Source organism: Ureibacillus manganicus DSM 26584, assembly GCF_000772945.1.
Classification (GTDB): Bacteria; Bacillota; Bacilli; order Bacillales_A; family Planococcaceae; genus Ureibacillus; species Ureibacillus manganicus.
The window spans coordinates 58043-73958 of record NZ_JPVN01000018.1 but is presented as its reverse complement, the minus strand read 5'-3'; the positions used below and the strand labels follow the sequence as shown (position 1 = coordinate 73958).

The 15916-nt window shown below is 35.5% G+C and carries 13 protein-coding genes and 1 other annotated feature; of the genes, 8 read left to right on the top strand and 5 right to left on the bottom strand.

Annotation, left to right across the window (positions count from 1 at the left end; translation table 11 throughout):
* Positions 1-221: 221 nt before the first annotated feature.
* Together ccpA and CD29_RS14295 are read left to right on the top strand one after the other, a co-directional pair.
* Complete coding sequence (ccpA, locus tag CD29_RS14300) at positions 222-1223, top strand: catabolite control protein A (protein ID WP_036188240.1); 1002 nt, start codon at positions 222-224, stop codon at positions 1221-1223.
* 178 nt (positions 1224-1401) lie between these two features.
* Positions 1402-2304 carry a TIGR01777 family oxidoreductase gene (locus tag CD29_RS14295; RefSeq protein ID WP_036188237.1) on the top strand — a complete coding sequence of 301 codons (903 nt, stop codon included), beginning with the start codon at positions 1402-1404 and terminating at the stop codon, positions 2302-2304.
* Between the two features lie 78 nt (positions 2305-2382).
* Here the strand turns inward: CD29_RS14295 and CD29_RS14290 are convergent, their stop codons facing one another.
* From CD29_RS14290 to CD29_RS14280, 3 genes are read right to left on the bottom strand one after another with little or no spacing between them, the layout of a single operon-like run.
* A complete protein-coding gene (locus tag CD29_RS14290) occupies positions 2383-3552 on the bottom strand; it encodes an acetoin utilization protein AcuC (protein ID WP_036188234.1) in 1170 nt (389 codons plus the stop codon).
* Positions 3549-4190, bottom strand: a complete 642-nt coding sequence (locus tag CD29_RS14285) for an acetoin utilization AcuB family protein (protein WP_036188231.1) — start codon at positions 4188-4190, stop codon at positions 3549-3551. Before CD29_RS14285 ends, CD29_RS14290 begins: the two co-directional genes overlap by 4 nt.
* A gap of 12 nt (positions 4191-4202) precedes the next feature.
* Positions 4203-4835, bottom strand: a complete 633-nt coding sequence (locus tag CD29_RS14280) for a GNAT family N-acetyltransferase (protein ID WP_036188228.1) — start codon at positions 4833-4835, stop codon at positions 4203-4205.
* A gap of 411 nt (positions 4836-5246) precedes the next feature.
* On the opposite strand from CD29_RS14280, the gene argC reads away from it, so the two are divergent.
* Genes argC through CD29_RS14260 form a run of 4 tightly spaced genes read left to right on the top strand, consistent with a single transcriptional unit; the run spans position 5247 to position 9400 of the window.
* Positions 5247-6281: an N-acetyl-gamma-glutamyl-phosphate reductase gene (gene argC, locus CD29_RS14275; RefSeq protein WP_036188225.1), complete on the top strand. Its 1035-nt coding sequence runs from the start codon at positions 5247-5249 to the stop codon at positions 6279-6281.
* An 11-nt stretch (positions 6282-6292) separates the two neighbouring features.
* On the top strand, positions 6293-7519 hold the full coding sequence (argJ, locus tag CD29_RS14270) for a bifunctional ornithine acetyltransferase/N-acetylglutamate synthase (RefSeq protein ID WP_036188222.1): 1227 nt from the start codon (positions 6293-6295) through the stop codon (positions 7517-7519).
* Entirely contained in the window at positions 7482-8267 is a 786-nt protein-coding gene (gene argB, locus CD29_RS14265; protein WP_036188219.1) for an acetylglutamate kinase, read from the top strand. The genes argJ and argB overlap by 38 nt, the downstream gene beginning before the upstream one ends.
* Positions 8264-9400: an acetylornithine transaminase gene (locus CD29_RS14260; RefSeq protein WP_036188217.1), complete on the top strand. Its 1137-nt coding sequence runs from the start codon at positions 8264-8266 to the stop codon at positions 9398-9400. Before argB ends, CD29_RS14260 begins: the two co-directional genes overlap by 4 nt.
* A 97-nt stretch (positions 9401-9497) precedes the next feature.
* On the opposite strand, the gene CD29_RS14255 is transcribed toward CD29_RS14260, so the two are convergent.
* On the bottom strand, positions 9498-12392 hold the full coding sequence (locus tag CD29_RS14255; RefSeq protein WP_036188256.1) for a transglycosylase domain-containing protein: 2895 nt from the start codon (positions 12390-12392) through the stop codon (positions 9498-9500).
* Positions 12393-12511: 119 nt separating this feature from the next.
* Positions 12512-12716: a binding site (T-box leader), on the top strand.
* Between the two features lie 136 nt (positions 12717-12852).
* Here CD29_RS14255 and tyrS point away from each other — a divergent pair.
* Complete coding sequence (gene tyrS, locus CD29_RS14250) at positions 12853-14121, top strand: tyrosine--tRNA ligase (RefSeq protein ID WP_036188214.1); 1269 nt, start codon at positions 12853-12855, stop codon at positions 14119-14121.
* 40 nt (positions 14122-14161) lie between these two features.
* Here the strand turns inward: tyrS and CD29_RS14245 are convergent, their stop codons facing one another.
* Positions 14162-14776, bottom strand: a complete 615-nt coding sequence (locus CD29_RS14245; RefSeq protein ID WP_328286494.1) for a GntR family transcriptional regulator — start codon at positions 14774-14776, stop codon at positions 14162-14164.
* A gap of 249 nt (positions 14777-15025) precedes the next feature.
* Here CD29_RS14245 and garR point away from each other — a divergent pair, with 249 nt between their 5' ends.
* Positions 15026-15916, top strand: a complete 891-nt coding sequence (gene garR, locus CD29_RS14240; RefSeq protein ID WP_036188211.1) for a 2-hydroxy-3-oxopropionate reductase — start codon at positions 15026-15028, stop codon at positions 15914-15916.

Below are 15916 nucleotides of genomic sequence, written 5' to 3'. Positions count from 1 at the left end.
ACGGTTTGATGAGGGGGTGGCCATGAAAATGGTCACCCTACTCTATTATCCCAAATAGCTATGAAATTGTTGAAAATTTTAACATTATTGATATAAAAAATTAAATTGAAATATGTTAGAATGGATACCATATAATTACAGGTTATTCACTAATGTTTGAAATGGAAAACATTTATATCGTATGATAATACAAATAATATAAATAAAAGGAGGCGGATCCTTTGACTGTAACAATTTATGATGTAGCACGTGAGGCAAATGTTTCAATGGCAACCGTATCACGTGTAGTAAATGGAAATCAAAATGTAAAACCTTCAACGAGAAAAAAAGTACTAGAAGTTATTGAGCGATTGGAATATAGACCAAATGCAGTTGCGCGAGGGTTAGCAAGTAAAAAAACTACGACTGTAGGTGTTATAATTCCTGACATATCTAATAGCATTTATTCTGAAGCAGCCCGTGGAATCGAAGATATTGCAACGATGTATAATTATAACATCATTTTAGCCAACTCAGACCAAAACGAAGAAAAAGAAATAACATTACTTGATACGATGTTAGGAAAACAAGTAGATGGAATTGTTATGATGAGTGATTCCGTAACAGATAAATTACATCATATAATGAAGCACGCTCCAGTTCCAATTGTATTAGCCGGTTCAGTTGACGAATCTAATGATTTACCTTCTGTAAATATCGATTACTTCCAAGCATCTTATGAAGCAATACAATTATTAATTAATAACGGTCATAAGAGAATCGCCTTTTTATCTGGACCGCTTGCATATACGATCAACTCAAAATATAAATTAGAAGCATATAAAAAGGCGTTACAAGATGCAAACATAGAAATAGATGAGCAATTAATTATTTCGGAAGAAAGCTCTTACGATAGTGGAATTGAGGCATGGGAGACACTAAGTGCCATAGAGAACCCACCAACTGCATTTTTTGCAGGGAGTGACGAATTAGCTATCGGTATTATTCATGGGGCACAGGATGATGGAAAAAATGTTCCTGAAGATATTGAAGTCATTAGTTTTGAAAACTCTAAACTAGCAAGAATGGTACGACCACGCTTAACAAGTGTCGCATTCCCTCTATATGATATTGGAGCGGTGGCAATGCGATTGCTAACAAAAATTATGAGTAAAGAAAAAGTAGAAGATAAAGTAGTCATTTTGCCGCATCGTATCGAATCACGCCAATCTATTAAGCTGTAGAAGATGCTGTTTATGAACTAATTATGATAACTTAAAAGGATGCCCATAGTAGGAAAAAATCATTCCAATCTATGGACATCCTTTTTACTTTCCTGCAAGTCCAATACATCTTTAATCATATAAATGTAAATTTCTGTTATAATATATGTCTGGAATATAAATGAAATGAGGTGGAAAGATGAGAATTGTTATAGCAGGTGGAACAGGGTTTATAGGCAAAACTTTGACTGATTTACTAATTAGCGAAGGTCATGAGGTCATAATCTTAACTAGAAAAAACGAGACTAAAATTAAAGGTGTTACATATGTGCCGTGGCTAAAAGAAGGTACTGTTCCAGAAAAAAAATTAGAAAATATTGATGCGTTCATTAACCTAGCGGGTGTTTCCATTAACAATGGAAGATGGAGCAAAGAGCATCAAGAACAAATTTATAATAGTCGTATGGAAGCAACCGATGAATTATTAAGAATTATATCTGTACTTCCTCAGAAACCATCAACATTTATTAACGCGAGTGCAATTGGAATTTACCCTGTATCTTTAGATGCGGAATACACCGAGAAAACAAAAGTTACACCTAATGATTTTCTTGGGAGAACTGTTTATGACTGGGAGAATAGGGCAAAACAAGTAGAGAAGTATGGAGTACGTTGTGTTTTCATGAGATTTGGAGTAGTACTTGGTAGCGAAGGTGCACTCTCATTAATGGCTTTGCCTTATAGAATGTTTGCAGGGGGAACTGTAGGAACAGGGAAACAGTGGGTATCATGGGTCCATGTATTAGATGTTGCTCGGGCTATTGCATTCTCTCTTAGGAGGGGTAAGTTGTCTGGTCCTGTTAATGTGACTGCCCCGACACCTCTTAGAATGAAGGATTTCGGTAACACAATTGCAACTATATTAAAACGTCCACATTGGTTGCCTGTACCTGCAATAGCATTAAAATTGGTACTTGGACAAAAAAGTAAACTTGTATTAGAAGGGCAAAAAGTATTACCTAAAGTACTTATCGAAGAAGGATTTGAATTTACTTACCCATCACTTGATTTAGCTTTAAAGGACTTATTTAGGAAATCTTAAAAGAGATAGACAACATTAAAAAATTCCAACGCTCAGATTATTCTGAGCGTTGCTACTTTTAGCAGTATTTTTTATAACTCACTTTTTATTCTTCCCAATTTCACCATGTAAAATAATTAACGCCTTTTGAAGCATTTGCGCATTTTTTTCTTCAATTTCTAATTTCCTTGGTATAGGTTCATACAATGGAATTGGATCTTCCCAATTTTGGAATAGAGAGACCGGTGATTCGGTTTGCCATTGTTCCAGCCAATCTTTTGGTAATGGTCCTGTTGGGGCAGGGAGGTCATTCATCTCAGTCCAAATATAGGACCAAGCTCTTGGTACAACACGCCAAATATCATAACCACCACCACCAACTGCAATCCATCTCCCATCGCAATATTCGTGGGCTAATTTGTGAGCGAGTTTTGGAATTTCTCGATAAATCCTCATCGTTCCATATAAATGGGTTAGTGGGTCAAGGTAATGTGCATCTGCTCCGTTTTGAGTAAATACGACATCTGGTTTAAAGTATTCAAAGATTTCTCTCATTGCTTTTTCATAGATCATTAGGAAACTTTCATCTTCTGTAAATGCATCAATTGGAAAATTGAATGATGTTCCATAACCTTCTCCGCTTCCACGTTCAGTCACATTTCCAGTTCCAGGGAACAAATATCTACCAGTCTCGTGAATGGACAATGTGCACACATTTGGGTCATCATAAAACGCCCATTGAACTCCATCACCATGGTGGGCATCAGTATCTACATATAAAACTCGAACATCATATTTCTTCCGTAAATAATGGATTGCGACACTACTATCATTATAAATACAAAAACCCGAAGCTCGACCATAGAATCCATGATGTAAACCACCACCTAAATTTAAGGCATGTCTACTTTTTCCTTGCATTACAGCATCAACAGCTTGTAATGTTCCGCCAACTAGCAAGCTGCTTGCTTCATGCATATTTGTAAATATTGGAGTGTCCTCTGTTCCAATCCCGTAGCTGACTGTCTGTTGGGGGGTTAAAAGACCCTTACCTGCTTGTTTGACAATCTCGATATACTTTCTATCGTGTGCTAATGCAATTTCTTCATCAGTAGCCATACGAGCAGGGATGATATGGTCATCCTGTAAAGCATGGATTTTCTTTAGAAGGTCCATAGTTAGTATCAAACGTTTATGATTAAATGGATGTGATTCTGAAAATTTATATCCGAGTTGTTCCGGTGAATAGACAAATAATGCATCTTTCATTTTGTTATACCAGGGAGATTTGGCCAAAGAACATTAAACTTGGCTTTTTTCAATTCTTCTATAATTGATAATGGATTTAAAATTTGAACTCGGATAGTTACAATTTTATAGTTTTCCTCCTTTGAATCTGGAAATAATAAAACGCTTAATACATTGGCGTGATGATTTTTAAAAATTACTAATATATCAGAAAGAATACCAGGTTTGTCTTCTATTCGAATATCAATTTTTGAGGATGGTTTGTTTGCCCCTGTTAATTCAATATATGTATAAAGAAGATCAGATGCTGTAACTAATCCAACTAACTGACCTCCTGATACTATTGGTAAACAGCTAATCTTCATTTCATAGAATGTGATTGCGATTTCTTCAACAAAGTCTAATGGGTGAGCTGTAATTAAGTCTTTTATCATAACATCTTCAATGATTTTCTCAGATTCAGATGAACTCGTATTAGAAAAAGCATTCCATTTGTTCTTTAACGTACTCGAAGTTACGAGTCCAACTAATTTTCTATTTTCATCAATAATAGGGATATGTCTTATATGTTTTTCTTTCATAAGTTCTAATGCTTCTTTTACGGTATCCCTTGGTGAAAGTGTTTTTAGGTTAGTTTTCATTATTTCTTCTACAATCATCTAGCATCCCCCTTAATACATATAGCGATTCTTAAAACGCAATTGGTTAAAACGTTCGATTGTATCTTCATTTACTCGTTTCCCAATCCGTGCCATTAAACAATTTGCAGGATGGCAAGTTATTTCAGGATCATCTGTTGTAAATGGGACAAAACCGACAGTACTCATTAACTTTTCCATCATTTTTCGATACTCCCAAACATTTAAACCAGTCCCTTTTAAGTCCCAATGCCAATAATATTCTGTAGTGATTACTAAATAGTCTTCCATTTCGTCTCCAATAAATGACACCTCAAGTAGCTTCTTACCTACACCGCATCCACGGTAGGGAGGTGTTACTTCTATCCCGCCCAATACAATCATGTTGTCAATTTTATCTTCAGACCATCTTTCAAATGGGTCAGGATATAGGTAGGAAACATAGCCTACTATTAAATCTTCGTTCCTAATAATGACAATACGTCCTTCTTCGAATCCAGCAATCTCTACTAAGGCTAGTTTTTGTTGTACTGGTGGTCTAAAGGATGTCAAATTTTCGTGAAGTGTATATTGTTCTAGTCGCTCTGGGGGAAGCGGGCCTTCGATGATTACTTTCCCATGCTTTGTTTCCATTTCCACGCAATAATAATTCTTTATATGATTCAAAACACTGAACACCACCTGAGCATGATACTTCCATTATATTATAAAAAATGTATAAAAAAGCTCAGAAAATACGAAGCTGAAAAACATTTTTTGAATATTTAAAATAAAATATTGTAACTTTTTCTTATAATATTCCTTATCGAGATAATTCTGTAACTAACTATAATAAGTTTTATAATTATACAGTGTTGTATAAAAGACGCCCTGACTAAAAGTTTTAAATAAACTTCATAAGGGAGTCTTTTTTTATTTATCATAGCATGTTTAACTTCGTACTCTTTACACCTAGTATATTTACCTATGTTTCTAGATCTAAGAATAAAATGGAAAAATATAATTATATAAAAATACAGTTGACTTAATAAATATACAGCCCTATACTTACATTAACTTATTAAAGGAGTGAACGAAATGAAGGTTGGAATTATAGGTGCGACTGGATATGGTGGTTTAGAATTAATTCGTTTATTACATAATCATCCTGAAGTAGAGAAAATGGAATTATTTACATCATCAGATGAGGGGACGATTTTTTCATCACGGTTCGGCCATCTTTTCACCATTCATGATGATTCACTGAAAAAAATTGATAAAGATACTTTAGCTTCTTTTGATGTTGTTTTCACAAGTACTCCTTCAGGGGTAACTGGCAAATTATTACCAACATTAGTCGGAACAGGTCCTAAACTAATCGATTTGTCCGGGGACTATCGCTTAAAACAACCTGATTTATATAAAGAGTGGTACAAAAAAGAACCTGCACCATTTGAATTATTACAGGAAAGTGTATATGGACTTACAGAGTGGAATGAAGGTCAAATTAAAGAGGCAAATATTATTGCAAATCCAGGTTGCTATCCAACAGCGGTATTGTTATCTATTCTTCCATTAATAAAAGAAAGTTTAATAGATGCAAACAATCTAATTATTGATGCCAAAAGCGGTATATCAGGTGCCGGCAACAAACCATCGCAAGCAACACATTTCAGTGAAACAAACGAGAATTTTTCAATTTACAAAATCAACGAACATCAACATATACCAGAAATCGAGCAAGCGATTAATCTTTTTACAGGTGTTAGTACTACAGTTACTTTTAATACTCACCTTGTTCCAATGAATAGAGGGATCTTATCTACTACATATTCACCAACAACTTCAGGTGTAACAGAAGAACAATTATTTGAATGTTTAGTAGAAACATATAAAAATAACCCTTTTGTAAGAATTATAAAAGGGGCATCATCCTTTGGAACTAATCGAGTGAAGGGCTCCAATTACTGTGATATTTCAGTAAAACTTGACGAAAGAACAAATCGAGTAACGATTGTTAGTGTAATCGACAATTTAGTTAAAGGGGCTGCTGGTCAGGCAATCCAAAATATGAATGTACAATTCGGTTTATCTCAAAAGACTGGTTTAGATATAGTGCCACTATTCATTTAAGGAGGAAAAACATGTCAACTGTAAGTTATGAATTAAAGAAGCTGTCAAGCAAAAATATCGTCTCTCCAAAAGGTTTTAAAGCTGCAGGAATTCACTGTGGTATTAAACATAAAAAGAAAGATTTAGCAATACTTGTTAGTGAAGTACCTGCGAGCGTAGCAGGCGTGTTTACAACAAATGCAGTTCAAGCTGCACCATTAAAAGTTACAAAGGAAACCGTTTATAACAGTAAAAAAATGCAAGCAATCTTCGTTAACTCAGGAAATGCAAATGCTTGTACGGGTAAACAAGGAATTGCTGATGCTTATGAAATGCAAAAATTAGCAGCAAATAAGTTGGGAATTGAACCTAATCTTGTAGGCGTTGCTTCAACAGGTGTAATTGGTGAATTAATGAAGATGGAACCAGTTCGTAGTGGAGTTAAGAATCTTGAGATCAACGGTTCATTAGAAAACGCAATTGATTTTTCTCAAGCTATTATGACAACTGATACAGTGATGAAAAATACAGCATATAGCACGATTATTGATGGAATAGAAGTACTTATAGCGGGTACAGCAAAAGGGTCAGGAATGATTGAGCCAAACATGGCAACGATGTTAGGGTTTATCACAACTGATGCCAATATTGAATCGGATGAATTGCAAAAAGCATTATCTGAAATTACTGATTTAACTTTTAATTCAATTACAGTTGATGGGGATACATCAACAAATGATACAGTGCTCGTTTTAGCTAATGGTTTAGCTGGTAATCAACCATTAACACCAACTCACCCTGACTGGTCAAACTTTTATAACGCCATGAAAACTGTTTGCGAAGATTTAGCAAAATCAATCGCAAGAGATGGTGAAGGTGCTACGAAATTAATTGAAGTTGAAGTAGATGGTGCAATTTCAGATGAGGAAGCTCGTAAAATTGCCAAAACGGTTGTTGGATCTCCATTAGTAAAAACTGCAGTTTTTGGCTGTGATGCTAACTGGGGACGTATTATTGCAGCTGTAGGATATAGTGGGGCAACTGTTGACCCTGATAAAATCACTATAAAAATTGGTAATGCCTTAATGGTAGAGCACGGTGAACCAGTTCCTTTTTCCGAAGATGAACTAATTCAAATCTTAAAGGCAAATGAAGTAAAAATCTATGTATCCTTAGAACAAGGAACAGGTCATGGATTAGCTTGGGGGTGTGATTTAACTTATGACTACGTACAAATCAACGCATCCTACCGCTCGTAAAATTATTGTCATTAAACTTGGTGGAAGCACATTAGAAGGCTTAAATGAGGCCTTCTTTTCAAATTTTAAAAAGATGCAAGAACAAGGATACGATATCATTATTACTCATGGCGGTGGCCCGGCTATTAATAATGAATTAGCAAAACAACAAGTAGAGTCCCATACGCTAAATGGAATTCGTGTAACTAATGAAAGTGCAATTGGGATTGTAGCATCTACACTAATTGCAAAAGTAAATCCGAAGCTTGTCTATGAACTAAACAAAGCAGGTATTTCAGCCATTGGTTTAAGTGGGTTTGATCAACTATTACTACATGCAAATTATTTAGATAAAGAAACATTCGGTTATGTTGGAGAAGTGGTTGAGGTTAATACGCAACTTCTTAAAACATTACTTTCACAAGGAATCATACCTGTTATTGCTTGTATTGGTGTTACCATGGATGGTCAAGCACTGAATATTAATGGAGATACAGTTGCAAGCGCGGTGGCACTAGCGGTAGAAGCTGAAAGTCTACTCTTAGTAACAGATGTTGCTGGAATACGAATTAATGATAAATTCCAAACACATGCAACACCATCTGCAATTGAAAAGTGGATTGACGAAGGACACATCTTTGGGGGAATGATTCCGAAAGTACAAGGGGCCATTCAAGTATTAGAAGCAGGGGTTCCATCAGTACAAATTGTAAATGATAGTTTAATCGGAACTAACATCTTAAGTCAGGAGCTGAGTAAAGTAGAATGAGTGCATTATTTAACAACTATTCTAGAAGACCTATTAGTTTAATAGAAGGTAAAGGGACCATTGTAAAAGATAGTAACGGCAAAAAATATTTAGATTTTACTAGTGGCATTGCTGTTTTATGTTTAGGGCACGCACATCCGGCATTAGTGAAAGCTTTGCAAGAACAGAGTGAAAAGATATGGCATACGAGTAATTTATATGAAATTCCTACCCAAGTTAAACTTGCTGAAAGCTTAGTAAAGGATAACCATTTGTCCCATGCTTTTTTCTGTAATAGCGGTGCAGAAGCAAACGAAGCAGCTATTAAAATGGCAAGAAAACATACTGGTAAAAATAATATTATAACATTTGAAAATTCCTTTCATGGACGTACTTTTGGAGCGATGTCTGCAACTGCTCAAGAGAAGATTCATAGTGGCTTCGGCCCTTTAGTAGATAAATTTACTTACTTACCGTTTAATGACGTAGAGCAATTGAAAAATTCAATTGATGATTCTGTAGCTGCAATTATGCTAGAAGTAGTTCAAGGTGAAGGTGGAGTAAATTCTGTTTCTGAAGAATTTGCAAGTGCAATCCACGAAATTTGTTCAAATAGTGATATTTTATTAATCATTGATGAAGTGCAAACTGGAATTGGACGTACAGGCACCCGTTTTGCATTTGAGCAAACAGTACTGAAGCCAGACCTAGTGACAATGGCAAAAGGTTTAGGTGGCGGGTTCCCAATTGCAGGGGTTCTAGGTACATCTGAAATATACGAAACTTTTAGTCCTGGTTCTCACGGTACAACTTATGGTGGGAATCCTCTAGGCGTCGCAGTATCACAAACTGTGATAGATATTGTATTCCAAGATTCGTTTCTAGACGAAGTAAATGAAAAGAGTATGTATCTAGTAAATAATCTAAAAGAAAGCTTTCCTCAAGATCAATTTACAATCCGTGGGAAAGGATTGTTAATCGGTATAGATTTCGGAAACGAGTTAGTGGCACCATATATTTCGATTTTAGAAGATAAAGGATTACTTGTGTGCGGTGCAGGTGCTAACGTATTACGATTATTGCCACCTTTGAATGTAGGTTACGATGAATTAGATGAAGCGGTTCGCATATTAGTAGAAGCAATCGTTAAATAATAAAATGTTTCATAAACAAAAATGCTCTCCTTTATAAAGCGTAAATTCGCTTTATGAAGGAGAGCTTTGTTACTTTTAGTAAAGATTAATCTTTGTGCTATTCGTTCCCTGGGTTGATAATGTCATCGATAATATCAATGTCATCTCCGGAGTCATTGTTTTCTCCATTATCATCCCCGTTACCATTTTCAGGATCATCAGGTTCAGTTTCACCTGGTTCGGTAGGATCAATAGGTATAGGATCTGTTACTTCTGTTGTAATGTTGTTTGAATGTGCTGATTCTAAACCAGTAATATCGACCGCAACTACTACATACGAACTGTTAGTTGAAACGGGATATTGTAGTTCCTGACCATCTACGATTGTACCAACTAGATTCCGTTCACCTAATGTTACATCATAGATACGATAACCAATAACATCATTTGCTTGAGATTTAGTCCATGAAATGACATTCCCATTTAATGTTACATTAACTGCAGGCGGGTTCCCACTATCAGGTTCTAAACTTCCGGTAGAAACAACATTATCACTTTGAGCAGAACCATTTGGTACTAGTTTTGAAGGATCTCCACCCAATCTACCTAACATACGTTTTATAAAATCAGGGTTTAATCCAATTCCGTTTTCTATAACAAATTCTGAAGGTGTTGAATCTAACGCTGCATAAGCTTTTCCGTCAATCATAACTGATTTTGATTGTGTAAAACTATCATCTGGTTCTGTTGGTAAGAAGTTTCGGTTAAATAGATCCGATTTTACAAGCCCTGCTTGAGTACAAACATCAGAAGGTGCCAGTCCAGATATACCACAGAATGAAGCATTAACCACTCCAGGTGGTGGTGTAAACTGTTCAGATGTACCAATTAGTTCTGGATTTGCATCATACACAGCATTCATTAAATTTGCCCAAAGCATATTTACTCGTGTACTTGGTTGATAGTACGTATTGTTAAATTGATATAATGAACGTGCTTCTTTTTTGTCATCGTAGCCCATCCATAAACCTAAAGATATATTCGGATTATATCCAACAAACCAAACATCTCGATAATTTTGAGATGTTCCAGTTTTAGCAGCAAAGTCCGAAGAAAACTTCAACATACTGTTTGCTCTAGCACCAGTACCATAATCTAACACATCACGTAACATATCAGTAATCATGTATGCAGTTTCAGGTGAGTAAACATCTACCGCTTCAGATTCATGTTCGTATATTACATTGCCATCTAAATCAACAATCTTTTCAATCATATATGCATCTACGAACTGTCCGTTGTTTGCAAAGGCTGCAAATGCATTTGTATTTTCCTCAACAGTTGTACCAACTGTCATAGCGCCTATTGAAATAGCTAAGGTTTCATAATCACTAGGTACTAATTTTGAAAACCCTAGTTTGTCTAAATAAGTTACAGGTCGTCTGTCTCGAATGGAATCATACAATCTTAGTGCAGTTAAGTTTTGGGAATGCGCTAAAGCTTCCCTTGCTGTCATGATTCCTCTTTCTTCATTTACTAAATAGTTTGATGGTTTATAATCACCTATCTCAAACTTTACATCCACTACAGGACTACCAGCACCAATTACTCCATAGTCCAATGCTGGACCGTATGCAAGTAGTGGTTTCATTGTTGAACCATTAGAACGATACGCTTGTGTTGAGTAATTTAATTCACTAATGCTAAAATCACGGCCACCAACAAAGCTAAGTATCTTTCCAGTTTGATTTTCGACTAACATTCCACCAACTTGAACTGGAATTTGGACTTCATATTCTTCACCAGATTCTGGATCAACCTCTGTTCTAGTAAAAGTATGACCGTAGTAGTTAAAATTCTCTGCAGCTTCCTGCATTGCATCGTACAAATCCTTATCAATAGTTGAATAGATTCGATAACCACTTGAACGAATGTCACGATCAGCAAGAATTTCATATTTTTCAAGTAAGTTTTCTTCTTCATCTAAGCGGTTTGGATCGATACCATCTCTTTCAGCTAGTATTCCAGCAATTATTCGTTTTGCTCGACCTTCTAGCTCGTATGTTAACCATGGGTAGCTATCTTTTGCCAATTTTTCAGGCTCTCTGAAATCCTTAGTAATATCATAGGAAATTGCTTGATTATATTCTGATTCTGAGATATAACCAACTTCTAACATTCGAGATAATACAACTTTCATACGATCGATTCCTGGTTGCAATCCTTTGGCATCTTTTAGCTGACCAAATTGTGTGAAAGGTGTATATGCAAATGGTGCTTGTGGAATACCTGCAATGTATGCTGCTTGTGGTAAGTTAAGTTCGGATGCATTAACACCAAAAATACCTCTTGCAGCTGTTTCTACACCGGCAATATTGCGCCCTGATGAGCTACGACCATATGGAATAATATTTAAATAAGCCTCTAATATATCATCCTTCGTCATAAACTTCTCAAGTCTTAAAGCAAGTAATATCTCACGGGCTTTACGCTCGTAAGAAACTTCATTCGTTAAAATCTGGTTTTTAATAAGCTGTTGCGTTAAGGTTGAACCACCTGTTTGAGTACTCGTATTTAAAAAATCTTGCAATAATCCACGAAGAACTGCTTTTGGAACAATTCCGTTATGTTCACGGAAGTATTCATCTTCTGTCGCGAGTACAGCATTTACTACAAGTGGTGAAACGTTTTCCAGTGTAGTTTCACGACGTTCTAAATCAGTGCGAAGTTTACCTATGTAAATATTATTCGCAAAATAGATTTCACTTGTTTCCTCATAGTTGTAAACTTCTGAAAGCATGTCCTCTTTTGCTTGTAGTTGCTCGTCTTTGACTAGTGAAGCAAAATAGCCTGCACCAACAGCTGAAACAAAAACAAAACCTGTAATAATAATAAATAGGAATAATAACGACAAATTCCATACAACTCTTATACCAATTCGAAGTGGGCGTGTACGCTCTGAAGTAGACAGTAGTTCGATTTTTTCATTGAGTTGTTCGATACGCTTTTTTATTTCATCCACTTTATCGACCCCCTAAAATCTTGTCTATTATAGCATAATTCTAATATTCAGTAATCAATTAATTGACATTGTCAAAAAAACAAGTAAAATAACAATAATCATATCGTTTTTTTCAAGCAGTGAAAAGTTTGAAGTAGTGTTATCACTCCCTGTAAAGAGAGCTAGCGGTTAGTGTAAGTTAGTCATAGTGAGAGCATGAATTACGTTCTTGGAGCTTGAACGTGTAAGTCGCGATAAGACTTTTAGAGTGGAAGAATTTTTTATTATTCTTCAAGCTGGGTGGTACCGCGTTCAATTTATCGAGACGTCCCTGCATGCAAATTGTTCATTTGTATGTAGGGGCTTTTTTTATTTATCCCGGTAAACAAGACAGAATAAAAATACAACTCTTACTAACTGGTTGTAAAAAACGCAAAATTATTAAGATTTATTACTAAAGGAGGAAACTCAAATGACAAATACATTAATTGAAGACTTACAATGGCGAGGTTTGTTATATCAACAAACAGATGCTGAGGGAATGGAAAAATTATTAAATGAGGAAAAAGTATCTTTATATGTTGGTGTTGATCCAACAGCTGACTCAATGCACATAGGACATATCGTTCCACTTTTAACATTACGCCGATTCCAACAAGCAGGACACCGCCCAATTTTACTAGTTGGTGGTGCAACAGGAATGATTGGGGATCCATCTGGTCGCTCTGAAGAACGTAACTTGCTTACTGAGGAACAAATTGCTCTTAACGTAGCGGGTTTAAAAGCTCAAATGGAGCGCATTTTTGAGTTTGGTGAAGATGGCAATGGTGCTCAATTAGTAAATAACTACGACTGGGTAGGGAAGATGAGCGTCATCGACTTCTTACGTGATTATGGAAAACTAATTAATGTGAATTATATGTTAGCAAAAGATACTATTGCTTCTCGCCTTGATACAGGTATTTCCTTTACAGAATTTTCCTATACATTAATCCAAGGATTAGATTTCAATCATTTATACAATCACTACGATGTACGAATTCAAGTGGGTGGATCCGACCAATGGGGTAACATTACAACAGGTCTTGAAGTAATCCGAAAAACACATGATGAGGAAGCTAAAGCTTTTGGAATAACAATTCCACTTGTAACAAAAGCTGATGGAACAAAATTTGGTAAAACAGCAGGCGGTGCAGTCTGGTTAGATGCTGAGAAAACGACTCCATATGAGTTCTACCAATTCTGGTTTAATTCTGCAGATGCTGATGTCATTAAGTACTTAAAAATCTTTACATTCTTAAGCCGTGAAGAAATTGAAGCACTAGAAGTATCAGTACAAGAAGAACCTCATTTACGTAAGGCACAAAAAACATTAGCAGAAGAAATGACTCGTTTAATTCACGGTGAAGAAGCACTTGAAACTGCAATCAGAATTACTAATGCATTGTTCTCAGGAGATTTAAAAGCCTTATCAGCTAAAGAAATGAAAAATGCTTTTAAAGATGTACCTTCAACAGAGCTTCCAAAAGAAGATAAAAATATTGTAGATGTCTTAGTCGAAGCAAATATTTCATCTTCTAAACGTCAAGCACGTGAGGATGTTACTAATGGTGCCATTTCTATTAATGGTGAAAAAATCACTGATTTAGATTATGTGGTAGATGTAAAAGATCGACTGGAAGATGAATTTGCAATTATCCGTCGTGGGAAGAAGAAATATCATATGGTGAAATTTAACTAAAAAGAAAAAGACGGCTCTATCACTGAGTCGTCTTTTCTCTTTAGTTATTAATTCTACTCAGACTAAATTCTAAATCTTTTTCTAGGTGTTCAACCATTAATTGTTGTGCTAATTGATCATCATGATTTTCAATTGCTTTGTAAATATTAGCATGTTCATCTATTAAATGAGGTCTCTTTTGACCAACAACTGTTTTTCTAAATAAATATATAATTGATTGCATTTTATCTATTATTGAAATCATTAAAGGGTTTCTAGTTTCCTGAATAATAATTTGGTGAAATTCATGGTTAGCTTCCATAACTTCTTCTAAAGTCCCATCGAACCCAACTTCAACACATTTTTTTAAACGATTTAATGCATCTTCAGATATGAATTTCGAGCAATAATTAGCAGCATACCCTTCAATAAGTATACGCACTTGGAAAATATGGCGTATATCATTTGCAGTTGGAATAAAAATTCGCTTGTTTCGAATCATGCCTTCTTGTTCGAGTTTTGCAATGGCAGATCGAATAGGTGTACGACTTATTCCAAATTTCTCAGCAAGCATTTCTTCAGTCAACTTAATATGTGGTTCAATCTCTCCACTTAATATTTGATCCCTTATCTTTTCATAAGCGTATGTATAAGCATGCATGTCTTTTTTCTTCAACTTAATCGACTCCTATATAGTAAAAACTCCCCATTACTTAGTAGTATAAGTTTCAAACCTTGAAATGAAAAGGGTTTTTAATAATTACTACCATTCAGTGTGCACATTTAAAAAATATTGTGTACAATATTTTTTAAATGTGCACAATTTTAAAGGAAGTATGAAAGCGCTTTTTTAAAAGACAATAAATTGTTAAGAAACAATTAAATACAAAGTTCGATGAGTATTACTAAAAAGGAGTAATTGGAAATGGCGAAAAAAGTAGGTTTTGTTGGTTTAGGAATTATGGGGAAACCAATGTCTAGAAATTTATTAAAAGCTGGATTTGAAGTATTAGTATTTGATATCAACAAAGATGCAGTACAATCTCTTGTTGAAGAAGGTGCTAAAGCAAGTAATGTACTAGAAATGGGAGAGATCTGTGATTGTGTTATCACTATGCTCCCAGCTGCACCACATGTAAAGTCAACGGTTCTTGGAGAAAATGGATTACTAACATCAGCAAAAGAAGGATTAGTAATAATAGATATGAGTTCAATTTCTCCAGTAGACTCAATTGCACTGGCAGAAGAAGCTGCTAAATTTGGCGTTCATTTTATAGATGCACCAGTAAGTGGTGGAGAACCTAAAGCCATTGACGGAACTTTATCGATAATGGCAGGTGGAAAAGAGGAAGTGTTTAATTCAGTAAAAGATGTACTTCTTGGTGTTGGGAAAGATATCGTGTTAGTCGGGGATCACGGTAGTGGTGTTACAGCTAAACTTGCCAATCAAATTATCGTTAACTTAAACATTGCAGCCATGTCAGAAGCGTTAGTATTAGCTGCAAAGGCTGGAATCGATATCGAAAAAATGTATCAAGCCATCCGCGGAGGATTAGCTGGAAGCGCGGTTTTAGATGCGAAAGTCCCTTTAATATTAGATAGAAACTTTAAACCTGGCGGTGCAATGTCAATCAATATGAAAGACATTACAAATGTTATGGACACTGCGCATCAATTGGATGTGCCTTTACCATTATCAAGCCAACTTCTAGAAATTTTCCATGCCTTAAAAGCAGATGGGAAAATTATGGATGACCATGGTGGGATTGTCCAATATTATGAGAAATTAGCAAACGTAGAAGTAAAGAGAGTGTAG